The organism is Pseudomonas sp. GW823-FHT02C05 (assembly GCF_058797595.1).
The window spans coordinates 54,177-77,037 of record NZ_JBXAJU010000006.1 but is presented as its reverse complement, the minus strand read 5'-3'; the positions used below and the strand labels follow the sequence as shown (position 1 = coordinate 77,037).

20 protein-coding genes are annotated in these 22,861 nt (G+C 63.1%); 16 read left to right on the top strand and 4 right to left on the bottom strand.

Annotated elements, in window-relative coordinates:
• Positions 1-223 precede the first annotated feature (223 nt).
• From murJ to ispH, 6 genes are all read left to right on the top strand, one after another.
• Positions 224-1,762: a murein biosynthesis integral membrane protein MurJ gene (gene murJ, locus AC1RGE_RS28700; protein WP_011063551.1), complete on the top strand. Its 1,539-nt coding sequence runs from the start codon at positions 224-226 to the stop codon at positions 1,760-1,762.
• 128 nt (positions 1,763-1,890) lie between these two features.
• Positions 1,891-2,835 (top strand): bifunctional riboflavin kinase/FAD synthetase, encoded by a 945-nt coding sequence (gene ribF / locus AC1RGE_RS28695; RefSeq protein WP_011063550.1) that lies wholly within the window; start codon positions 1,891-1,893, stop codon positions 2,833-2,835.
• Positions 2,836-2,848: 13 nt separating this feature from the next.
• A complete protein-coding gene (gene ileS / locus AC1RGE_RS28690) occupies positions 2,849-5,680 on the top strand; it encodes an isoleucine--tRNA ligase (protein ID WP_492585453.1) in 2,832 nt (943 codons plus the stop codon).
• On the top strand, positions 5,673-6,185 hold the full coding sequence (gene lspA / locus AC1RGE_RS28685) for a signal peptidase II (RefSeq protein ID WP_011063548.1): 513 nt from the start codon (positions 5,673-5,675) through the stop codon (positions 6,183-6,185). The genes ileS and lspA overlap by 8 nt, the downstream gene beginning before the upstream one ends.
• On the top strand, positions 6,178-6,630 hold the full coding sequence (gene fkpB, locus AC1RGE_RS28680; RefSeq protein ID WP_011063547.1) for an FKBP-type peptidyl-prolyl cis-trans isomerase: 453 nt from the start codon (positions 6,178-6,180) through the stop codon (positions 6,628-6,630). Before lspA ends, fkpB begins: the two co-directional genes overlap by 8 nt.
• Before the next feature lie 102 nt (positions 6,631-6,732).
• Entirely contained in the window at positions 6,733-7,680 is a 948-nt protein-coding gene (gene ispH / locus AC1RGE_RS28675) for a 4-hydroxy-3-methylbut-2-enyl diphosphate reductase (RefSeq protein WP_011063546.1), read from the top strand.
• On the opposite strand, the gene AC1RGE_RS28670 is transcribed toward ispH, so the two are convergent.
• Positions 7,681-8,205, bottom strand: a complete 525-nt coding sequence (locus tag AC1RGE_RS28670; RefSeq protein WP_258611194.1) for a GspH/FimT family pseudopilin — start codon at positions 8,203-8,205, stop codon at positions 7,681-7,683.
• Between the two features lie 131 nt (positions 8,206-8,336).
• On the opposite strand from AC1RGE_RS28670, the gene AC1RGE_RS28665 reads away from it, so the two are divergent.
• Genes AC1RGE_RS28665 through thiO form a run of 7 tightly spaced genes read left to right on the top strand, consistent with a single transcriptional unit; the run spans position 8,337 to position 15,056 of the window.
• On the top strand, positions 8,337-8,807 hold the full coding sequence (locus AC1RGE_RS28665) for a GspH/FimT family pseudopilin (RefSeq protein ID WP_492585451.1): 471 nt from the start codon (positions 8,337-8,339) through the stop codon (positions 8,805-8,807).
• Positions 8,804-9,247 carry a type IV pilus modification protein PilV gene (gene pilV / locus AC1RGE_RS28660; protein WP_072444995.1) on the top strand — a complete coding sequence of 148 codons (444 nt, stop codon included), beginning with the start codon at positions 8,804-8,806 and terminating at the stop codon, positions 9,245-9,247. The genes AC1RGE_RS28665 and pilV overlap by 4 nt, the downstream gene beginning before the upstream one ends.
• Entirely contained in the window at positions 9,244-9,954 is a 711-nt protein-coding gene (locus AC1RGE_RS28655; RefSeq protein ID WP_492585449.1) for a PilW family protein, read from the top strand. The genes pilV and AC1RGE_RS28655 overlap by 4 nt, the downstream gene beginning before the upstream one ends.
• Complete coding sequence (locus AC1RGE_RS28650) at positions 9,954-10,436, top strand: pilus assembly PilX family protein (RefSeq protein WP_233447094.1); 483 nt, start codon at positions 9,954-9,956, stop codon at positions 10,434-10,436. Before AC1RGE_RS28655 ends, AC1RGE_RS28650 begins: the two co-directional genes overlap by 1 nt.
• Entirely contained in the window at positions 10,423-13,485 is a 3,063-nt protein-coding gene (locus AC1RGE_RS28645) for a pilus assembly protein (protein ID WP_492585447.1), read from the top strand. The genes AC1RGE_RS28650 and AC1RGE_RS28645 overlap by 14 nt, the downstream gene beginning before the upstream one ends.
• 15 nt (positions 13,486-13,500) lie before the next feature.
• Positions 13,501-13,902, top strand: coding sequence for a type IV pilin protein (locus AC1RGE_RS28640; protein ID WP_015637084.1), 402 nt, complete (start codon positions 13,501-13,503; stop codon positions 13,900-13,902).
• A 53-nt stretch (positions 13,903-13,955) separates the two neighbouring features.
• Positions 13,956-15,056, top strand: a complete 1,101-nt coding sequence (thiO, locus tag AC1RGE_RS28635) for a glycine oxidase ThiO (protein WP_011063539.1) — start codon at positions 13,956-13,958, stop codon at positions 15,054-15,056.
• Here thiO and AC1RGE_RS28630 read toward each other — a convergent pair.
• The 3 genes from AC1RGE_RS28630 to AC1RGE_RS28620 form a co-directional block, all read right to left on the bottom strand.
• Positions 15,053-16,387 carry a sigma-54-dependent transcriptional regulator gene (locus AC1RGE_RS28630; protein ID WP_041752595.1) on the bottom strand — a complete coding sequence of 445 codons (1,335 nt, stop codon included), beginning with the start codon at positions 16,385-16,387 and terminating at the stop codon, positions 15,053-15,055. The two genes, thiO and AC1RGE_RS28630, sit on opposite strands and share 4 nt — an antisense overlap.
• Before the next feature lie 425 nt (positions 16,388-16,812).
• The gene (locus tag AC1RGE_RS28625) at positions 16,813-17,046 is read right to left on the bottom strand and encodes a PP0621 family protein (protein WP_015637081.1); all 234 of its coding nucleotides are present in this window, start codon (positions 17,044-17,046) and stop codon (positions 16,813-16,815) included.
• 124 nt (positions 17,047-17,170) lie between these two features.
• Complete coding sequence (locus AC1RGE_RS28620; protein ID WP_492585445.1) at positions 17,171-18,196, bottom strand: outer membrane protein assembly factor BamD; 1,026 nt, start codon at positions 18,194-18,196, stop codon at positions 17,171-17,173.
• Positions 18,197-18,346: 150 nt separating this feature from the next.
• Between AC1RGE_RS28620 and rluD the strand changes: the two genes are divergently transcribed.
• From rluD to clpB, 3 genes are all read left to right on the top strand, one after another.
• Positions 18,347-19,309: a 23S rRNA pseudouridine(1911/1915/1917) synthase RluD gene (gene rluD, locus AC1RGE_RS28615; RefSeq protein WP_011063535.1), complete on the top strand. Its 963-nt coding sequence runs from the start codon at positions 18,347-18,349 to the stop codon at positions 19,307-19,309.
• Entirely contained in the window at positions 19,306-20,031 is a 726-nt protein-coding gene (gene pgeF, locus AC1RGE_RS28610) for a peptidoglycan editing factor PgeF (protein ID WP_492585443.1), read from the top strand. The genes rluD and pgeF overlap by 4 nt, the downstream gene beginning before the upstream one ends.
• A 130-nt stretch (positions 20,032-20,161) precedes the next feature.
• A complete protein-coding gene (clpB, locus tag AC1RGE_RS28605) occupies positions 20,162-22,726 on the top strand; it encodes an ATP-dependent chaperone ClpB (protein ID WP_011063533.1) in 2,565 nt (854 codons plus the stop codon).
• Positions 22,727-22,861 lie beyond the last annotated feature (135 nt).

Here is a 22,861-nt window from a genome sequence, read left to right as displayed (position 1 = left end):
AATAGCAAACAAAATAGGCCGCGAATCATGCCGATGAGTTGAAGTCTTGTCAAGGGCGGGTGATGCGTTCCGCTGAGTGGTCGATCTGAAGAGGCGGGATATTTATTTCCGGCGCTTGACCTGTAAACTCGCGAGCTTTGGCTCTGTGCTGTTGCGGCGCGGAGTATCGCATAAGTGGGTGTCTTTTCGCCTGCTGTTTATCTACAAGGCGCAAAACCTTTTCATGAACCTGCTCAAGTCGTTGGCCGCCGTCAGCTCTATCACGATGCTTTCCCGGATACTGGGGTTTGTGCGTGACACCATCATCGCGCGCACTTTCGGTGCCGGGATGGCCACCGATGCCTTCTTCATTGCCTTCAAGCTGCCCAACCTGCTGCGGCGCATCTTTGCCGAAGGAGCGTTCTCCCAGGCGTTCGTGCCGATCCTGGCGGAATACAAGAGCCAGCAGGGGGAAGAGGCGACCCGTACCTTCATTGCCTATGTCTCGGGTCTGCTGACCCTGGTCCTGGCGCTGGTGACGGCTTTGGGCATCATCGCCGCGCCCTGGGTGATCTGGGCCACGGCACCGGGGTTCGTCGACTCTCCGGAAAAGTTCGCCCTGACCTCTGACCTGTTGCGGGTGACCTTTCCTTATATATTGCTGATCTCGCTGTCGTCTCTGGCCGGGGCAATCCTCAATACCTGGAATCGTTTCTCGGTGCCGGCCTTCGTGCCGACCCTGCTCAACGTCAGCATGATCATTTTTGCGGTGTTTCTCACGCCGTATTTCGATCCGCCAGTGATGGCTCTGGGCTGGGCGGTGCTGGCTGGCGGCCTGGCGCAGTTGCTGTATCAGCTGCCGCACCTGAAGAAGATCGGCATGCTGGTGCTGCCACGCCTGAACCTGCGGGATACCGGGGTCTGGCGGGTGATGAAGCAGATGCTGCCGGCGATTCTCGGGGTTTCGGTGAGCCAGATCTCGTTGATCATCAACACCATCTTCGCCTCTTTCCTGGTAGCCGGTTCGGTGTCGTGGATGTATTACGCCGACCGCCTGATGGAGCTGCCGTCCGGTGTGCTGGGGGTGGCGCTGGGCACCATTCTTCTGCCGACCCTGGCCAAGACCTACGCCAGCAAGGACCGCCACGAGTATTCGCGGATTCTCGATTGGGGCCTGCGCCTGTGTTTCATCCTGGTGCTGCCGTGCTCCCTGGCCCTGGGTATCCTCGCCGAGCCGCTGACCGTGTCACTGTTCCAATACGGTGAGTTCAGTGCCTTCGATGCGTCCATGACCCAGCGTGCGCTGGTGGCTTATGCCGTGGGTTTGCTGGGGATCATCGTGATCAAGGTGCTGGCGCCGGGCTTCTATGCGCAGCAGAACATTCGTACACCGGTGAAAATCGCCATCTTTACGCTGATCGTCACCCAACTGCTGAACCTGGCCTTTATCGGCCCCCTGAAACACGCGGGCCTGGCCCTGGCCATCAGCGCCGGGGCCTGTATCAACGCCGGACTGCTTTTCTACCAGTTGCGCAAGCAGCAGATGTTCCAGCCGCTGCCAGGGTGGGGGCGGTTCACCTTGAAGTTGCTGTTGGCGGTAGCGGTCATGTCCGCGGTATTGCTGGGCCTGATGCATTTCATGCCGGCCTGGGATCAAGGCCACATGCTCCAGCGGTTCCTGCGCCTGGGCGTGCTGGTGGTGGCTGGGGTGGTGGCATATTTCGGCATGCTGGCGCTGCTGGGTTTCCGTTTGCGCGACTTCAATCGCAAGGCCTTGAACTGACGGCTGTTTAGTCGCCAGGGCAGGGCAGGCATCGGTTTTGTCGGATCAACCACATTGGGTGCGGTGCTGCCTGTCGTCGGCCGCCGGGTGTGGTTATAATCGACCACTTTATGAGCAAGAAGCGCGTTATGCAGCTGGTTCGAGGCCTCCACAATCTGCGCCCCCAGCATCGGGGCTGCGTCGCCACTATTGGCAACTTTGACGGTGTTCACCGTGGTCACCAGGCTATCCTGGGCCGGCTGCGCGAACGTGCGCTCGAGTTGGGCGTGCCCAGCTGCGTGGTGATTTTCGAGCCCCAGCCGCGGGAATTCTTTGCCCCCGAGACGGCTCCGGCGCGTCTGGCCCGCCTGCGGGACAAACTGCAGTTGCTGGCTGACGCCGGTGTCGACCGGGTGCTGTGCCTGGCCTTCAACCAGCGCCTGAGCAAACTCAGCGCCAGCGAGTTCGTCGAGCGAATCCTGGTGGATGGCCTGGGTGTACAGCACCTGGAAGTGGGTGATGACTTCCGCTTCGGTTGCGACCGGGTCGGTGATTTTGACTTCCTGCAGCAGGCCGGCGCCACCCACGGCTTTACCGTGGAGGCGGCGCAGACCGTCGAGCTCGACGGCCTGCGGGTGAGTAGTACCCAGGTCCGCAATGCCCTGGCCGCCGCCGATTTCGATCTGGCCGAGCGCCTGCTGGGTCGCCCGTACCGCATTGCCGGGCGGGTGTTGCACGGCCAGAAACTGGCGCGCCAGTTGGGTACGCCCACTGCCAATGTGCAGTTGAAGCGCCGTCGCGTGCCGCTTTCCGGGGTGTACCTGGTGAGCGTCGAGCTCGATGGCAGGACCTGGCCCGGCGTCGCCAATATCGGCGTGCGGCCCACGGTTGCAGGTGATGGCAAGGCCCACCTGGAAGTACATCTTTTAGATTTTGCCGGCGATCTGTATGACCGGCGTTTGACGGTGGTTTTCCACCACAAGCTGCGTGAAGAGCAGCGTTTCGCCTCCCTGGAGGCGTTGAAGACGGCGATCAATGCGGATGTTGCCGCCGCCCGTGCCCAAGTGGCACGTATCCATAGCGCCAATCGCTAATGAAGAGCCTTAAATGACCGACTATAAAGCCACGTTAAACCTTCCGGACACCGCCTTCCCAATGAAGGCCGGCCTGCCTCAGCGCGAACCACAGATTCTGCAGCGTTGGGACAGCATTGGCCTGTACGGAAAGTTGCGCGAGATTGGCAAGGATCGTCCCAAGTTCGTACTGCACGACGGTCCTCCCTATGCCAACGGCTCGATTCACATCGGTCATGCGGTCAACAAGATTCTCAAGGACATGATCATCCGCTCGAAAACCCTGGCGGGTTTCGACGCGCCTTACGTTCCTGGCTGGGACTGCCACGGTCTACCGATCGAGCACAAGGTCGAGGTGACCCACGGCAAGAACCTGTCCTCGGACCAGACCCGCGAGCTGTGCCGCGCCTACGCTTCCGAGCAGATCGAAGGGCAGAAGGCCGAGTTCATCCGCCTGGGTGTGCTGGGCGACTGGGCCAATCCCTACAAGACCATGAACTTCGCCAACGAGGCCGGCGAGATCCGTGCCCTGGCGGAAATGGTCAAGGGCGGCTTCGTGTTCAAGGGCCTGAAGCCGGTGAACTGGTGCTTCGACTGCGGTTCGGCCCTGGCTGAAGCAGAAGTCGAGTATCAGGACAAGAAGTCCGCGACCATCGACGTGGCCTTCCCGGTCGCCGACGAAGCCAAGCTGGCCGGCGCCTTCGGCCTGGCCAAGCTGGCCAAGCCTGCTGCCATCGTGATCTGGACCACCACCCCCTGGACCATCCCGGCCAACCAGGCGCTGAACGTACACCCTGAGTTCAACTATGCGCTGGTCGACACCGGCGCACGCCTGCTGGTGCTGGCCGAAGAGCTGGTGGAATCCTGCCTGGCCCGCTACAACCTGGAAGGCTCGGTGATTGCCACGGCTCCAGGTTCGGCCCTGGAACTGATCAATTTCCGTCATCCGTTCTACGATCGTCTGTCGCCGGTGTATCTGGCCGAATACGTGGAGCTGGGTGCCGGCACTGGCGTGGTTCACTCGGCCCCGGCCTATGGTGAAGACGACTTCGTGACCTGCAAGCGTTATGGCATGGTCAACGACGACATCCTCAACCCGGTGCAGAGCAACGGTGTCTACGCGACATCGCTGGAGTTCTTCGGCGGCCAGTTCATCTGGAAGGCCAACCCGGCCATTGTCGACAAGCTGAGCGAAGTCGGTGCGCTGCTGCACACCGAAACCATCAGCCACAGCTACATGCACTGCTGGCGCCACAAGACCCCGCTGATCTATCGCGCCACCGCGCAGTGGTTCGTCGGCATGGACAAGCAGCCGGAAGCCGGCGACACCCTGCGCCAACGCGCCCTGCAAGCCATCGAAGACACCCAGTTCGTACCTGCCTGGGGCCAGGCACGCCTGCACTCGATGATCGCCAACCGCCCGGACTGGTGCATCTCCCGCCAGCGCAACTGGGGTGTGCCGATCCCGTTCTTCCTGAACAAGGAAAGCGGCGACCTGCACCCACGCACTGTCGAGCTGATGGAAGAAGTGGCCCAGCGCGTCGAGCAGGAAGGCATCGAGGCCTGGTTCAAGATGGACGCCGCTGAGCTGCTGGGCGACGAAGCCGCCCAGTACGACAAGATCAGCGACACCCTGGACGTCTGGTTCGACTCCGGCACCACTCACTGGCACGTGCTGCGCGGTTCGCACCCCATGGGCCACGAAAGCGGTCCGCGGGCCGACCTGTACCTGGAGGGCTCCGACCAGCACCGTGGCTGGTTCCACTCGTCCCTGCTCACCGGTTGCGCCATCGACAACCACGCGCCGTACCGCGAACTGTTGACCCACGGCTTCACCGTGGACGAGAACGGCCGCAAGATGTCCAAGTCCCTGGGCAACGTGATCGCGCCACAGAAGGTCAACGACACCCTGGGTGCCGACATCATGCGCCTGTGGGTCTCGGCCACCGACTACTCCGGCGAGATGGCGGTTTCCGATCAGATCCTGCAGCGCAGCGCTGACGCCTACCGGCGGATCCGCAACACTGCGCGTTTCCTGCTTTCCAACCTGAGCGGCTTCAACCCGGCCACCGACCTGCTGCCGGCCGAAGACATGCTGGCCCTGGACCGTTGGGCCGTGGACCGTACCTTGTTGCTGCAGCGCGAGCTGGAGCTGCACTACGGCGAATACCGCTTCTGGAACGTCTACTCCAAGGTGCACAACTTCTGCGTGCAGGAGTTGGGCGGCTTCTACCTCGACATCATCAAGGACCGCCAGTACACCACCGGTGCCAACAGCAAGGCGCGCCGCTCAGCGCAAACCGCGCTGTACCACATCTCCGAAGCGCTGGTGCGCTGGATCGCACCGATCCTGGCCTTCACCGCCGATGAGCTGTGGGAATACCTGCCGGGCGAGCGTAACGAATCCGTGATGCTCAACACCTGGTACGAAGGCCTGAGCGAATTGCCCGCTGACTTCGAACTGGGCCGCGAGTACTGGGAAGGCGTGATGGCCGTCAAGGTTGCGGTGAACAAGGAACTGGAAGTTCAGCGCGCGGCCAAGGCCGTCGGTGGCAACCTGCAAGCCGAAGTCACCCTGTTTGCCGAGGATGGCCTGGCCGCTGACCTGGCCAAGCTGAGCAACGAACTGCGTTTCGTGCTGATCACCTCGACCGCCAGCCTGGCCCCGTTTGCCCAGGCACCAGCGGACGCCGTGGCCACCGAAGTACCGGGCCTCAAGCTCAAAGTCGTCAAGTCGGCCTTCCCCAAGTGCGCTCGTTGCTGGCACTGCCGTGAAGACGTCGGCGTGCACCCTGAGCACCCGGAAATCTGCGGTCGTTGTGTAGACAACATCAGCGGAGCAGGCGAGGTCCGTCACTATGCCTAACGCCGCAGGCCGTTTCGGCCGTCTGGGCTGGCTGTGGTTGAGCGTGCTGGTCCTGGTCATCGACCAGGTCAGCAAGCTGCACTTCGAAAGTTCGCTGAGCATGTACCAGCAGATCGTGGTGATCCCGGATTACTTCAGCTGGACCCTGGCCTACAACACTGGCGCCGCCTTCAGCTTCCTCGCTGACGGCTCCGGCTGGCAGCGCTGGCTGTTCGCCCTGATCGCGATTGCGGTCAGTGCGGTGCTGGTAGTCTGGCTCAAGCGTCTGGGGCGCAATGAAACCTGGCTGGCCATCGCTCTGGCGCTGGTGCTGGGCGGGGCCCTGGGTAACCTGTACGACCGCATCGCCCTGGGCCATGTGATCGATTTCATCCTGGTGCACTGGCAGAACCGCTGGTACTTCCCGGCATTCAACTTCGCCGACAGTGCCATTACCGTTGGCGCGGTGATGCTGGCCCTGGATATGTTCAAGAGCAAGAAAACCGGAGAAGCCGTTCATGACTGAACAGGTATTGACTGAACAACGCATCGGTCAGAACACGGAAGTCACTTTGCATTTCGCATTGCGCCTGGAGAACGGCGACACCGTAGACAGCACGTTCGACAAGGCCCCGGCGACCTTCAAGGTCGGCGATGGCAACCTGCTGCCAGGGTTCGAGGCGGCGCTGTTCGGCTTCAAGGCCGGCGACAAGCGCAACCTGACCATCGAACCGGAAAACGCCTTCGGCCAGCCCAACCCGCAGAACGTGCAGGTCATCCCGCGTTCGCAGTTCCAGGACATGGAGCTTTCGGAAGGCTTGCTGGTGATCTTCAACGATGCGGCGAACACCGAGTTGCCAGGTGTGGTCAAAACTTTCGATGACGCGCAGGTGACCATCGATTTCAACCATCCGCTGGCCGGCAAGACCTTGACCTTCGACGTTGAAATCATCGACGTCAAAGCGCTTTAAAAGCATCGCCGGCATGCCGTCTTCTATTATCCAGGAGCCGGCTGCCGGCGATCCGCTGTCTACAACGATCTAACTTCTTGCGCGCAAGACACGAGGCACAGCATGCAAATCAAACTCGCCAACCCCCGTGGCTTCTGCGCCGGCGTGGACCGGGCGATCGAAATCGTCAATCGCGCCCTGGAAGTCTTCGGGCCGCCGATCTACGTCCGGCATGAAGTGGTGCACAACAAATTTGTCGTCGAAGACCTGCGCAATCGTGGAGCGATCTTCGTCGAAGAGCTGGACCAGGTGCCGGATGATGTCATCGTCATCTTCAGCGCCCACGGTGTTTCCCAGGCGGTGCGCAGCGAGGCTGCAGGTCGTGGCCTCAAAGTGTTCGACGCCACCTGCCCGCTGGTGACCAAGGTGCATATCGAAGTGGCGCGCTACAGCCGCGACGGCCGTGAATGCATCCTGATCGGCCACGCCGGCCACCCCGAGGTCGAAGGCACCATGGGCCAGTACGACGCCAGCAATGGCGGCGCCATCTACCTGGTGGAAGACGAAAAGGATGTGGCCGAATTGCAGGTGCGCAACCCCGAGCGCCTGGCATTCGTGACCCAGACCACCTTGTCCATGGATGACACCAGCCGGGTGATCGATGCCTTGCGCACGCGCTTTCCGGCCATCGGCGGGCCACGCAAGGACGACATTTGCTACGCCACACAGAACCGTCAGGACGCGGTCAAGCAACTGGCCGACGAATGCGACGTGGTGCTGGTGGTCGGCAGCCCCAACAGCTCCAACTCCAACCGCCTGCGCGAGCTGGCCGAACGCATGGCCACCCCGGCCTACCTGATCGACGGTGCCGAAGACCTGCAGCGCAGCTGGTTCGATGGTGTGGAGCGCATCGGCATTACCGCCGGCGCCTCGGCCCCGGAAGTGCTGGTGCGTGGCGTGATCCAGCAACTGCAGGCCTGGGGTGCCACCGGCGCCGATGAGCTGGCCGGCCGCGAAGAAAACATCACCTTCTCCATGCCCAAAGAGCTGCGGGTTCGCTCGCTGCTCTGATCAGCCGACGCCTGCACACAAGGCCTGCTCGGCGTTTTCGCTGCGCAGGCTGACCCTCCCGCTACGTGACAGCACCACTTGATGGCGGCTGTACTCCTGGCCTACCTGGCAGACATGGAGTGTTCCGGCCTGGAAGGCGCCACTGGGCAGCAGCGGATGGCCCAGGGCACTGAAGCGCACGAAGTGCTGCACCGGGCGATTGCCCACGATCAATACCTGCCCACTGCCTTGGCGCTCGATCAGTTGCGGGTTGCGTGCGTCCTGGGCGCCCTTGCCGCTGATATCCAGGATGATCCTCCAGCCCCGGCTCCAGTCGTCCTCCAGACCATGGATCAGGACCGTGCGCTGGTGCAGGATCGCTGCCGCCCGGGCGTTGCGCAGGCCACTGGCGAGCATCTGCGCGGCGTCCTGCTGGCGATTGGAGCGCAGCAGCTCACTCATGGCGCTACCGGAAAGCGGCAGCAGCAGGGCCAGCAGAACCAGTGCGGTCAGCAGTTCAATCAGGCTGAAGCCTTTCTCATGCATGGGGTCTCCCTCCCTGGGGACGACGGTTTCACGCAATCCGTGCGTGTTCATTGAGCAAATGGCCAAAGCGCCGGTCTATGGAGGGTCCGGGCGCTTGCCTGTTATAGCCGATGACACTTCCAAGGCCGGCCATGAATTTGCATACAAAGGGTTTCACCTTGCTGGAATTGCTCGTCGCCCTGGCGATCGTGGCCCTTCTTCTGGGCCTGGTGGTGCCAGCCTATCGCACCACCGTGCAGCGAGTGCGTGCCGACACCGAGATCAATCAACTACGCCAGGCCCTGGCTTACGCACGGTTGGAAGCGATCAATCGCCGCCAGAGGGTCGGGATTCGCCCGGCTGCCAAGGACGCTCCCTGGAACGGCGAATTGATGGTATATGCGGGGCAGGACCCCGGAGGCAATGTATTGCGGGTTGTTCCAGCCATCAGTCCGGGGGCCACGCTGACGCTAACCTCAGATGACCACAGCATCGATTTCAATCGCCTCGGCGGCTTGGCGGCCAGTGATGCGCTGCACATCGTCTATGGACTGGACCAGCAGCGGCGGGTGATCAGTGTCTGTCTCAATGGGCGGGTGATAGCAGCGGAGAACTGCGGATGAACGTGCGGGATGCACAGGATGGCATGACCCTGATCGAGGTGCTGGTGGCGCTGTTGATACTGGCGGTGGGCCTGCTGGGTGCGGCGGCGGTGCAGATCAAGGCGCTGCAGTACACCGACAGCTCGCGGATGACCACCCAGGCCAGCTTTATCGCCTATGACATGCTCGACCGGATCCGCGCCAACGCCGCCGCCGACTACAGCGTGGCGATACCGGCAGAGGGCAACCCGGGCAATGTGCGGGATCAGGACCTGTACGACTTCGCCGCCAATATCGCGAGCTTCGCCGGCCCCAGCGGCAAGGGCAGCATCAGCGTCAAGCAGCATGTCTACACCATTCGCATCACCTGGGACGACTCCCGTGCCGAAGGCCGGGGGGGCAGCCTGCGTAGCCTGGAGCTCAGCAGCCGGGTTGCAGCGCAACCGGGAGGCTTGCCGTGAACCGGGCCGATAGTGGCTTCGGCCTGGTGGAGATGATGCTGGCACTGGCGTTGAGCCTGGTGCTGGTACTGGGGGTGGCCCAGGTATTCATTGCGGCGAAGAACACCTACCAGAGTCAGAGCGCTGCCGCCTACCTGCAGGAGGATGCTCGCTTTGTCCTGAGCAAGATGCTTCAGGAAATCCGCATGGTGGGGCTGTTCGGTTGCCTGCGGACCATCAGTGATGCCAGCACGGCACGGGAGTTCTCGCACTATGCGGCGACGCCGATCCAATGGGACAACGCCGAGCAGAAACTGACCCTGATCACCGCCGATGTCGGGGACGATGGCGGTACGCCGACCTGGAGCGTGGTCAGCGACTGCCAGCACAGCGCCGTAGCCTATTCAGGCGCTCATCAAGGGGCCGGCGCTGAGCAGGTGTTCGCCCTGCGCCGGCTGTTCTACAGCCTGAAGAATCGCCAGTTGCTGCTGGGCAGCGGCCTTGGCAAGCAGCAAGCGGTGCTGCTGGACAACGTCGAAGCCTTTGATGTGAGTTTCGGCATGGCCCGTTCGGCCACCGACATTGCCGCCTCCAGCTACAGTCGCAACCCGTTGGACCCGGAACAGATCCGCAGTGTGCGCTTGCGCCTGACCCTGGCCGAGCCCCATGACCGTGTGCGCCCGCAGACCTATAGCGTGGTCGCGGCCCTGCGCAACAGGTTGCCCTGATGACGCGCTTGCGAGGTCGGGTTCCTCTCGGGCAGCGGGGCATGGCGTTGCTGGTCAGCCTGGTGTTCCTGTTGCTGCTGACCCTGATCGGGCTCTCGTCGCTGCAGAACGCCACCCTGCAGGAAAAAATGGCCGCCAGCCTGGCTCTGCACAACCGCGCATTCCAGGCCGCCGAAGCCGCGCTGCGTGTGGGGGAGAGTGCGGTGCAGCAGGATGATTTTCGCTTGCCGGTATGTGCCAGCCCTGCTCAGTGTGCGCCTCCCGCCGAATCAGCGCTGGTCAAGGCTCCTGGAGTCAATGCTGCTTCGGCGGTGCTGTGGATCGCTAGCGGCTCTGGCTTCTACGGGGTGCAGAACCTCGGTGTTTCACAGGATGCGGTGAATGTGCCGAGCAATACTCCAGCCACTTTGTATCGCGTGACCGCTGTTGGTCTGGCCGGGCAATCGCGCAGTGTGCTGGAGAGCATCTATGCCAAGTATTGATCGGGGCATGCGTCGGCCTGGCTGGCGAAGCCTGGGCGCGCTGCTGCTGAGCCTGTTGCCGGTACCTCTGGCCATGGCGTTCAACCCTGCCAGCACCCCGCTTCTTGGTGCCGCGGCGGTGGCGCCGAACGTGATGCTGGTGCTGGATGACTCCCTGGGCATGAACAGCATTGTCCATGCCCGGGAGTTCGATCCGCTGCTCGCCCGGGCTGCGGTCTGGCGCTGTGCCGGAGTGGGGGGCGAGTGTGCTCGGGGTGAGCGGCTTGCAGGCCAGGCGATTGCCTTGTCCAGCCTCGGCGAGTCGGGGTGCCGGGCAGGCTTTCACAGCTTCCATGATCCCGAGCGTGGGGTGCGCTGCCTGAAGCTGCCGGACCCGGTTGGGGCTGGAAATACGCTGTACTCCGCGGACTACCTGTCCTGGCTACTGGCGCAGGCCAAGGGACGGGAGCGAGACTTCACTGACGGTTCCATTCCCAACGACTACCGGATGAATGTGGCTCGGCGGCTGGCCACGGCCCTGGTGACCCGGTATCGCTGGCTGCGCCTGGGGTTGGCCACCTTCAACCCGCCGGCCCCGGGTGATCCGGGCCCTGGGGGTTACATTGCCCGTCCCATCAGTGACCTGTCGGCCATTGAAGGCGCTGTGAGCCCGGCCCAGGCCGAGGCCAATTACCAAGCCCTGCTGGCGACAATCAACGGCCTCAAGGCCGGCGGTCATACGCCGTTGGCGGAAACCTACTACGAGATCACCCGCTACCTGCGCGGCATGGTGCCGTACTACAACCTTTCACCGGCGCTCTACAGCAGCCCCATTCAATACCGTTGCCAGAAGAACTACGGGGTGGTGATCAGTGCCGGCGCGGCGGATCACGATACTCAGTTCCCGTTCAACGACCCTTTGGGGGCGGGGCGCCTGCCCAACTGGGACGGGATCGGCAACGATGGTGGCGAGCGCGATGGGCAGACTCTATTCCTCGATGACCTGGCCAAGTTCGCCTTCGATATCGACTTGCGTGGCCCAGGAGTGGATGAGGCCGGGAAAAGCTGGGCGGCGGTGGATTTCCCCCGTCAGTACCTGAATACCTTCACGGTGGGTTTCCAGGCCCACAACCCTCTGCTGATGGGTGCTGCGGACTACGGCCAGGGTGAGTATTTCCAGGCCCGCAGCAACCTTGAACGCGTGCTGGCAGGCGTTCTGGGCGAAGGCGTAGCCAGTGCCGTGTCTGCCGGCAGTGGTGTACTGGATGCCGCCAGTGGTCGTTATTACCAGAGCCAGTACGACCCGGTCGATTGGCATGGCACGATCCGCGCCTACGGCATCGACAATCAGGGCCGAGTGGCTGTCGGTTCGCCGTTGTGGAGCAGCGATAGTGGCGTGGATGGTGCCGGCGCGGCGGTAATCCATGAGACCTGGAACACTGCCAGCCGGCGTCCGGTGAGCCTGGCCTACGGCAACTTGTCCACCGCTCAGCGTGGCGAACTTGAGCAGTCGTTGCCTGCAGGTGTCAGTGGCGCCGAGCTATTGGACTGGAGCCAGGGCCGCTCGGTGAGCGGGCTCAGGGAGCGCCGCTATCAGTTGGGAGATATCGTCAATTCGCCGCTGGTGCTGGCAACTGCCGGGCAGCGCAGTGCTGTCGATGGGGCTGCCGGGGGCGACTACAGCCGCTACCTGGCACAGAAAGCCACGGCCATGGCGACGCGCTTGTTGGTGAACAGCAATGACGGGTTGTTCAATGTGCTGGCCCCGGCCAGCGGTGAGCGCCTCTATGGCTACATGCCCTCCAGCGCGTTGGGCGCCCTGGCGCAGGTCGCCGATCCCGGTTATCGGCGGGGCGAGCGCCATCGCTATCTGGTGGATGGTCCCCTGGCGGTGTTCGATGGGCAGCGGGGCGGTGCCTGGCAAACCCTGGCCCTGGGGGGCGTCGGGGCGGGCGGCAAGAGTTTCTTTGCGGTGCGTCTGTTCGACGCCGTGCACGGCAATACGCCTGGCGCCTTGTGGGAAATCGGCGCTCCTCCCGAGCCAGACCGCAATCATCCTTTCAATGACCTGGGGTATGCCTATGCCCGCCCACAGGTAGCGCGCTTGGCCGATGGTCGCTGGGCGGCTTTCATCGGCAATGGCTACGGCAGCCATTCCGGGGTGGCAGCGCTGTATGTGGTGGACCTGAATGATGGCTCGCTGATTCGCGAGATCGCCATTGACGACCAGCCTGACAATGGCCTGTCGTCCGTCACCCTCAAGGTCAATGCACGCAATGAAGTGCAGGCGGCCTATGCGGGCGACCTCAAGGGGCGACTGTGGAAATTCGAGCTGTCCGGCAACGATAGCGCCAGCTGGCATCTGGCATTTGCCGGGCAGCCCTTGTTCCGCACCGCGGGAGGCGCCAGCCAGCCGATCAGCGCACCGCCGCGCCTGCTCGATCATCCCCGTGGTGGCCAATTGGTGCTGTTCGGTACGGGCAAGCTCAACGAGACCCGGGACAAGCAAAGCCGGGCGCGCCAGGGATTCTATGGCGTGTGGGACGCCGAGGGCGGTCCTGGGGGCATTGGCGAAAGTCAGTTGCAGGTGCAGCACCTTGAGGCCGGGTTCAGCGCGGCGGCCGGCAGTTTCCTGCGCAGCACCCTCAACGAGGTGCGTTATCCGGCGCAGCGCGGCTGGTACCTGCCCCTGGTACAAGGTGGCCTGGCAGCCGGCGAGCGGGTGCTCAACGAGGCGACCCTGGTGGCCGGCAGGGTGGTGTTCAGCACCCTGCAACTGGAGCCCGACGACCCTTGTTCGAGTGCCGGCAGTGGGAAATTGATCGAGCTGGAGGCGTTCAGCGGTAAGATGCTCGACGCTGCGGTGCTCGACACCAATGGCGACGGGGTCGTGGATGACCAGGACCAGCCCTCCAGCGGCGTGCGCTACGTCGGCACCGTGCCCAGCCTTGGCGGAGTTGCCAGCAATGGCGCCCGCAAGATCATCAGTGACTCCAGGGGTGGCATCAGCACCCTGGTGGAAAGGCCCGGCGGTGGCAGCCGGCGCATCCTGTGGCGACAAATCCAGTAAGCGAGATTCTTGACCATGCGCAGATCCAACCAAGGTTTTACCCTGATCGAAATCATGATCGTGATTGCGATCATCGGTCTGGTCCTTACGTTGAGCCTTCCCAGCATCACCGAATACGTGAAAAAACCGCACCGCAGCGAAATCGCGGTACTGCTTACCGAGCAGGCGCAGCAGCTTGAACGGCATTTCTCCAAGGCTGGGGTCTACAGCAACGCCCCGGACCTGAGCGCCGGCAATGAGTACTACAGCATTGCCGCAACCCTGACCGACACCGGCTTCTCCCTGACTGCGACCCCGAAGGACGATGGGCTGATGGCGGCGGATAAATGCGGCAGTTTCAGCATCGACCAGACCGGCGCGACCCGCATCAGCGGCCAGGCCGAAGGGCTGACCGCCAAGGATTGCTGGGGGCGCTGAGCACCTGATTCGGGCCGCGGCGCCCACTGTCTTTCTCATGATTGGATCGGACTATGGCTAAGCAACAGCAAGTGTTGGTGGTGGGCGGCGGGGTGATCGGCCTGCTCACCGCCTTCAATCTGGCGTCCCAGGGCCAGCAGGTACGGCTTCTGGAACGTTCGGACCTGGGGCGTGAATCGTCCTGGGCCGGTGGTGGGATCGTCTCGCCGCTTTACCCCTGGCGCTACAGCCCGGCGGTCACTGCCCTGGCGCACTGGTCGCAGGATTTCTACCCACAACTGGCCCAGCAACTGTTCAGTGCCACCGGTGTCGACCCGCAAGTGCATGTCACCGGCCTCTACTGGCTGGACCTGGAGGATGAAGCCCAGGCCCTGGAGTGGGCCAAGCGTGAAGGCCGGCCGCTGAGTGCTGTGGATATCTCGGCGGTGCATGACGCGGTGCCGGTGCTGGGCAATGGTTATCAACAGGCGATCTACATGGCCGATGTGGCCAACGTGCGCAACCCGCGCCTGGTCAAATCCCTGAAGGCGGCGTTACAGGCGTTGCCTAATGTGCAAATCGATGAGCAATGCACCGTCAGTGGTTTTATCCGCGAAGGCCAGCAAGTGGTGGGGGTCGATAGCTCGCTGGGCGAGGTTCGCGCTGATCAGGTGGTGCTCTGCGCGGGGGCCTGGAGTGGCGAACTGCTGGGCAGCCTGGGCCTGGAACTGCCGGTGGAGCCGGTGAAGGGGCAGATGATCCTCTACAAGTGTGCTGCCGACTTTCTGTCCTGCATGGTCCTGGCCAAGGGGCGCTATGCCATCCCGCGGCGCGATGGCCACATTCTGGTGGGCAGCACCCTGGAGCATGAAGGCTTCGACAAGACCCCGACCGTTTCGGCCCTGGAGAGCCTCAAGGCCTCCGCGGTCGAGCTGATTCCCGCCCTCGCCGAGGCCGAGGTGGTCGGGCACTGGGCCGGGCTGCGCCCGGGCTCTCCGGAAGGCATTCCCTACGTGGGGCCGGTTCCGGGCTTTGCTGGCCTGTGGCTCAACTGCGGGCACTACCGCAATGGCCTGGTGTTGGCGCCGGCCTCCTGCCAGCTGTTCTGCGACCTGCTGCTGGGGAACCCGCCGATCATCGACCCGGCGCCTTATGCGCCTGAAGGTCGGATCTAGTCCAGCCCGAGCTTCTTCATGCGGTAACGCATCGAACGAAACGACAGGCTCAGCCGCCGGGCCGCCGCCGTGCGGTTCCAGCGGGTTTCCTCCAGGGCCTGGAGCAGCAGCTGGCGCTCCACCTGTTGCAGGTGCAGCGCCAGGTCTAGCTGGGTGGCCGCCGCCGATGATCGGGCTTCAAGGCTGTCGGCTCTGGGCAACTGCAGGTCGTCTGTTTCTATCCAGCGTCCTTCGCATAGGGTCTGCGCCCGTTCCAGCAGGTTTTCCAGCTCTCGCACGTTGCCCGGAAAGTCATAGCGCTCCAGGGCTTGCAGGGCTTCGGGACGTAGCTGGACGGCAGGCTGTCCGCTGTCCCTGGCCAGGCGCTGCAGGACGTGCCCGGCCAGTGCGGGGATGTCGCCACGGCGCTCGCGCAACGCAGGGACTCGCAACTCGATGACGTTCAGGCGGTAGTAGAGGTCCTGGCGAAAGCGCCCGGTCTCTACCTCGTTTTTCAGGTCCTTGTGGGTGGCACAGAGAATCCGCACGTCGACGGTTTTTTCCTGTTGGCTGCCTACAGGGCGCACGGATTTTTCCTGCAAGGCTCGCAGCAGTTTTACTTGCATGGCCAGGGGCAGGTCGGCGACCTCATCAAGAAACAGGGTGCCGCCGTGGGCGGCCAGAAATAACCCGGGCTGATCGCTGACGGCGCCACTGAAGCTGCCTTTGCAATGGCCGAAGAGTTCACTCTCCATCAATTCGGAAGGAATCGCCCCGCAGTTGACCGGGACGAACGGGTATCGGGCCCTGGGGCCAAGCTGGTGGAGCAGGCGGGCGACCCGTTCCTTGCCACTGCCGGACTCACCGCTGATATAGACCGCCGCCAGGCTGTGGGCCAGCTTGTCGATGTGGCGACGCAGGGCATTCATGGGCGCCGAGTCTCCCAGCAATTGCCGGGCAGGGTCATCCGTTGCGCAGTCCGTGGCCTGCTTCAGGCTGGCACCTACCCAAGCGCGCAGTTGCTTGAGGTCCAGAGGCTTGTGCAGCAACTGGCAGGCTCCGGCCTGCAGGGCGCCCGCGCTGGCCTGTGCACAGGCGCCGTTGCTTAGCAGCGCCACAGGAAGGTTGGGGTGGGACTGGCGGATGTGCCGCAGCAGCTCCAGCCCGCTGCCGTCCGGTAGCTGCAGGTCGGTCAGGCACAGGTCAAAGCGCTCCCGGGCCAGGCGGCCACGGGCTTCCTGCAGGGTGCGCGCACTTTGGGTGTGCAAGCGCATTCGGCCCAGAGTGATCTCCACAAGGGCGCGGGTTTCCGTGGCGTCATCGACCACCAGCACCGATTGCCGTGGGTTCATGGCGGCTGCAGTTTTCATCCGTGAGTGAGGAGCGGGCGACAGTGCTCGCCCGATGGGCGTGAACTCAAGTCTAGGCCCGACGGGGTAGCGGCGCAGGGGATGGGCCACTGGTCATCCTGCCGGGCGTCCTGAAGGTGCGCGTCGTCGGGACGTTGTGGTGCCCATGGATGGGGGGCTACAGCGCTCTGCCCGAGAGCGAAACGGCGAGTGGGCGCCAACAGGCTATTTTGTCGCCAATTGTTCGGCCGGGGTTGGCACTTGGGCCTTCCCGTTCCTGGGTAGAGGTTCGAAGCCTGGGAGAGGCGAGGGAGGAAGGGGGCGACGAGCCGGTTCATGCGCTGACCAAGGCCTGGAATAGTCCGTGTCAGACGCCATTTTTCGCCCCCGAGTTCCTTGCCTCGGGTATCCGCAGTGGGCCTGGGGGCTCAGCGGTCCTGGTTTCCCGGCCCTTGTTGCAGGTGTGCCTGGCTGCAGTACCATTGTTGCGACTGGCTCAGGGCCCGGTCCTGGGGCAGGTGCACGCCGCAATGGGCGCAACGCACCATGGGCGTAGTGGCCGGTTCATTGGGGGAGCGAGGGGCGGCGACAGGACGCTTGAACTTGCGCCAGAACCATACCGCGGCGGCAATCAGAGCGATCCAGAACAGTAGACGAACCATGGCAACCAGCTTTTTGAAGGGGGAGGGGGCAGTTTAGCCAAGCGCCCGACGGGCGCACAGGCCCATCAGTGTGCGGGCATAAAAAAGGGAGACTTCAAGTCTCCCTTTCCGGCCTGCGGGGTGATCAGTCGAACACGCCGAAGGTCATGTAGCTGAACCAGGAGCGGTCGCTATTGTTGTTGCCGGCAGCCTCGTGCTCTTCTTCCTCGACCACGTCGCCGTTGCTGTCTTTAGGCTTGAGCTCGGACGGAATGGCGTCCTTGGCATCCTGGTACTGCTTCATCACGTCCTGGTTGGCGCGGGTTTCTCCCGGCGGCAGCGGAGGACGGGACTCGATCAGGCCCAGGGTGGCCTTGCTCAGCCACGAACGGTTGTCGGCTTCAGCCATGCGTGGCACGAACTGACCGTCCACCAGGCTTGGGTGGTTGGGGTAGTTGAGCTTGAGAGTTTCCAGGCTGGTGGCAGCCAGTTCGTCCAGGTGCAGGCGCTGGTAGGCCTCGGTCATCACCGCCAGGCCGTCGCCGACCGATGGGGTTTCCTGGAAGTTCTCCACTACGTAGCGGCCACGGTTGGCGGCGGCGACATAGGCCTGGCGGGTCAGGTAATAGTCGGCTACGTGGATCTCGTAGGCAGCCAGCAGGTTGCGCAGGTAGATCATGCGCTGCTTGGCGTCCGGCGCGTAGCGGCTGTTGGGGAAGCGGCTGGTCAGCTGGGCGAACTCGTTGTAGGAGTCGCGGGCTGCACCCGGGTCACGCTTGGTCATGTCCAGCGGCAGGAAGCGCGCCAGCAGGCCGACGTCCTGGTCGAACGAGGTCAGGCCCTTGAGGTAGTAGGCGTAGTCCACGTTCGGGTGCTGGGGGTGCAGGCGAATGAAGCGCTCGGCGGCGGACTTGGCGGCCTCCGGCTCGGCATTCTTGTAGTTGGCGTAGATCAGCTCGAGCTGTGCCTGATCGGCGTAGCGACCAAAGGGATAGCGCGATTCCAGGGCCTTGAGCTTGGCGGTGGCGCTGGTATAGCTGTGGTTGTCCAGGTCGGTCTGCGCCTGCTGGTACAACTCGACTTCGCTCAGGTTTTCGTCAACGACTTCCTTCGATGAGCAAGCAGCGGTCAGTGCGAGGATGGCGATCAGCAGCAGGTGTTTCACTTGCATGGCGGCTTGCGTCCCTATGACGGCCGCTGTCTTGGGCGGTGCCGTCCTGTTATGATGAGCGCCCCGTTGAAAGCCTCGGGGCAAAAGACGCCGTATTTAACCACAAGCGCGCAGCCGAAACCAAAGGCTGTGCCGACGCCCAGTCCGAGCATGTCCGATAAAATTGAACTTCGCGCAGAGGTGCCGTCCGAACTGGGCGGTCAACGCCTCGATCAAGTCGCCGCCCAACTATTCGCTGAGCATTCGCGCTCGCGCCTTTCCGCCTGGATCAAGGACGGCCGCCTGACTGTGGACGGAGCGGTCATCCGCCCGCGGGACATCGTGCACGGCGGCTCCATTCTTGAGCTGACTGCCGAGCAGGAGGCCCAGGGCGAGTGGATCGCCCAGGATATCGAGCTGGACATCGTCTATGAAGATGACGACATCCTGGTGATCAACAAGCCTGCGGGCCTGGTGGTGCACCCGGCTGCCGGCCATGCCGACGGCACCCTGCTCAATGCCCTGCTGCATCACATCCCGGACATTATCAATGTGCCGCGGGCCGGTATCGTCCACCGCCTGGACAAGGACACCACAGGACTGATGGTGGTGGCCAAGACCATCCAGGCGCAGACCCAACTGGTGGCCCAGCTGCAAAGCCGCAGTGTCAGCCGCATCTATGAATGCATCGTGATCGGCGTGGTAACCGCCGGGGGCAAGATCAACGCTCCTATCGGCCGTCATGGCCAGCAGCGCCAGCGCATGGCGGTGATGGAAGGCGGCAAGCAGGCCGTCAGCCACTACCGGGTCCTGGAACGTTTCCGTTCCCACACCCATGTGCGGGTCAAGCTGGAAACCGGTCGTACCCACCAGATCCGGGTGCACATGGCCCACATCAACTTCCCGCTGGTGGGGGATCCAGCCTACGGCGGCCGCTTCCGCATTCCGCCGGCGGCGAGCCAGACCATGGTCGACTCGCTGAAGAACTTCCCGCGCCAGGCCCTGCATGCACGCTTCCTGGAGTTGGATCATCCGACCACCGGTATCCGCATGAGCTGGGAATCGCCGCTGCCGGACGATTTCGTCTGGCTGCTGTCGCTGCTCAAGCAGGACCGTGAGGCGTTCATCGGATGAATGACTGGCTGATTCCCGACTGGCCCGCGCCGGCCGGAGTCAAAGCCTGTACTACCACCCGCGCTGGCGGCGTCAGCCTGACGCCGTTCGACAGCCTCAACCTGGGCGACCATGTCGACGATCAGCCGCAAGCAGTGGCCGAGAATCGCCGTCGCTTGAGCGAACACTTCGGCATCGCCCCGGCCTGGCTGCAACAGGTGCACGGGGTGGCCGTGGCCCACGCCGACCCTTCCATGGTCGCGACCGCGGACGCCAGTTGGTCCGCCACCCCGGGCGTTGCCTGTGCGGTGATGACGGCCGACTGCCTGCCGGCACTGTTCTGCAACCGTGCCGGAACCCGAGTCGCCGCGGCCCATGCCGGCTGGCGCGGGTTGGCGGCGGGCGTGCTGGAAGCCACCCTCGACAGCCTGCATACGCCCTGCGCCGAGGTGCTGGTGTGGCTGGGGCCGGCCATTGGCCCGCAGCGCTTTGAAGTGGGGCCAGAGGTGCGTGAAGCCTTCGTCGCCCAATTGCTGGCAGCCGAGCAGGCCTTTGTGCCGAGCGCCAATGCCGGGCGCTTCATGGCCGATATCTATCAGCTGGCGCGCCTGCGCCTGGCTGCCTGTGGTGTGACTGCCGTGTACGGTGGCGGCTACTGCACCGTCAGCGATCCCCGCTTCTTTTCCTACCGGCGCAGCCCGCGCACCGGGCGTTTTGCCTCCCTTATCTGGCTTGAGCACTAGACTAATCTGACTTGTGTCAAGCTGCTGACGCTTGAATCTCCCAGAATCGACCGCATCTAGTGAAACATCTGGCAGGTTTCTCTATTTAGGTGTGTCCATCGCTCCGGCCTGCTCAAAAGGAAGGTGACTAATGCGTATAGACCGATTAACCAGCAAATTGCAGCTGGCCTTATCCGATTCTCAATCTCTGGCGGTTGGCCTCGATCATCCGGCCATTGAACCGGCGCACCTGATGCAGGCGCTGCTGGAACAGCAGGGCGGCTCGATCAAGCCTCTGCTGATGCAGGTGGGCTTCGACGTCAACAGCCTGCGCAAGGAACTGAGCAAAGAGCTCGACCAGCTGCCGAAAATCCAGAACCCCACTGGCGACGTCAACATGTCCCAGGATCTGGCGCGCCTGCTCAACCAGGCCGACCGCCTGGCGCAGCAGAAAGGCGACCAGTTCATCTCCAGCGAGCTGGTGCTACTGGCCGCCATGGATGAGAACAGCAAACTCGGCAAATTGTTGCTGGGCCAGGGCGTGAGCAAGAAAGCCCTGGAGAACGCCATCAACAACCTGCGTGGCGGTGAGGCGGTGAATGACGCCAACGTCGAAGAGTCGCGCCAGGCCCTGGACAAGTACACCGTCGACCTGACCAAGCGCGCCGAAGACGGCAAGCTTGATCCGGTAATCGGCCGTGACGACGAAATTCGCCGGACCATCCAGGTGCTGCAACGCCGGACCAAGAACAACCCGGTGCTGATTGGTGAACCAGGCGTGGGTAAGACCGCCATCGCCGAAGGCCTGGCCCAGCGGATCATCAACGGCGAAGTGCCCGATGGCCTCAAAGGCAAGCGCTTGCTGTCCCTGGACATGGGCGCCTTGATCGCCGGTGCCAAATACCGTGGCGAGTTCGAAGAACGCCTGAAGTCTTTGCTTAATGAACTGTCGAAGCAGGAAGGGCAGATCATCCTGTTCATCGATGAGCTGCACACCATGGTCGGCGCTGGTAAAGGCGAAGGCTCGATGGATGCGGGCAATATGCTCAAGCCGGCCCTGGCCCGTGGCGAGCTGCACTGCGTGGGCGCCACCACGCTCAACGAATACCGCCAATATATAGAGAAGGACGCAGCCCTCGAGCGGCGCTTCCAGAAAGTGTTGGTGGATGAACCGAGCGAGGAAGACACCATTGCTATCCTGCGCGGCCTGAAAGAGCGCTATGAGGTGCACCACAAGGTGGCGATCACCGACGGCGCGATCATTGCCGCGGCCAAGCTCAGCCATCGTTACATCACTGACCGGCAACTGCCGGACAAGGCCATCGACCTGATCGACGAGGCCGCCAGCCGCATCCGCATGGAGATCGACTCCAAGCCGGAAGTGCTGGACCGTCTGGAGCGGCGCCTGATTCAGCTCAAGGTCGAATCCCAGGCCCTGAAGAAAGAAGACGACGAGGCCGCGATCAAGCGCCTGGAAAAACTCCAGGAAGAGATTGTCCGCCTGGAGCGTGAATACGCTGACCTGGAAGAAGTCTGGACCTCGGAGAAAGCCGAAGTGCAGGGTTCTGCGCAGATCCAGCAGAAGATCGAGCAGTCGCGCCAGGAACTGGAAGCGGCGCGTCGTAAAGGCGATCTCAATCGTATGGCCGAGCTGCAGTACGGGGTGATTCCGGACCTGGAGCGCAGCCTGCAGATGGTCGACCAGCACGGCCACAGCGAGAACCAGTTGCTGCGCAGCAAGGTTACCGAGGAAGAGATTGCCGAAGTGGTGTCCAAGTGGACCGGCATTCCAGTGTCGAAAATGCTTGAAGGCGAGCGCGACAAGCTGCTGAAGATGGAAAGCCTGCTGCACGAGCGGGTGATTGGCCAGAACGAAGCCGTGGTGGCGGTGGCCAACGCTGTGCGCCGTTCCCGAGCCGGGTTGTCCGACCCGAACCGGCCCAGCGGTTCGTTCATGTTCCTCGGCCCGACCGGCGTGGGTAAGACCGAGCTGTGCAAGGCCCTGGCGGAATTCCTCTTCGATACCGAAGAGGCCATGGTGCGGATCGACATGTCCGAGTTCATGGAGAAACATTCCGTGGCTCGCCTGATCGGTGCGCCACCAGGCTATGTCGGTTATGAAGAGGGCGGTTACCTGACCGAAGCCGTGCGTCGCAAGCCGTACTCGGTGATTCTGCTGGACGAAGTCGAGAAGGCGCACCCGGATGTGTTCAACATCCTGCTGCAGGTCCTGGAAGATGGCCGTCTGACGGACAGCCACGGGCGTACCGTGGATTTTCGCAATACGGTGATCGTCATGACCTCCAACCTGGGGTCGGCGCAGATCCAGGAACTGGTAGGGGATCGCGAGGCACAACGTGCGGCGGTGATGGACGCGGTGTCCACCCACTTCCGGCCGGAGTTCATCAACCGGGTCGACGAAGTGGTGATCTTCGAGCCTCTGGCACGGGATCAGATCGCCGGCATCACGCAGATCCAGTTGGGTCGCCTGCGCAGTCGCCTGGCGGAGCGCGAGCTGAGCCTGGAACTGAGCGACGAGGCCTTGGACAAGCTGATCGCTGTGGGTTACGACCCGGTGTATGGCGCACGGCCGCTGAAACGGGCGATCCAGCGCTGGATCGAGAACCCGTTGGCGCAGTTGATCCTCTCCGGCGGTTTCCTGCCGGGAGCTACGGTTACCGCCTCGGTGCAGGACGACGAAATCGTCTTCGCCTGATCACGGATCGGTGGGTTTATAGAGGAGGCCTCGCATTGCGAGGCCTTTTTTTTCACTAGGGCGTTGAACTGTAAGGAAAAGGCTTGTAAAGTGCGCCCCGCAGTCAGTCACCCCCGAGGTTTTTTCTGATCAAGA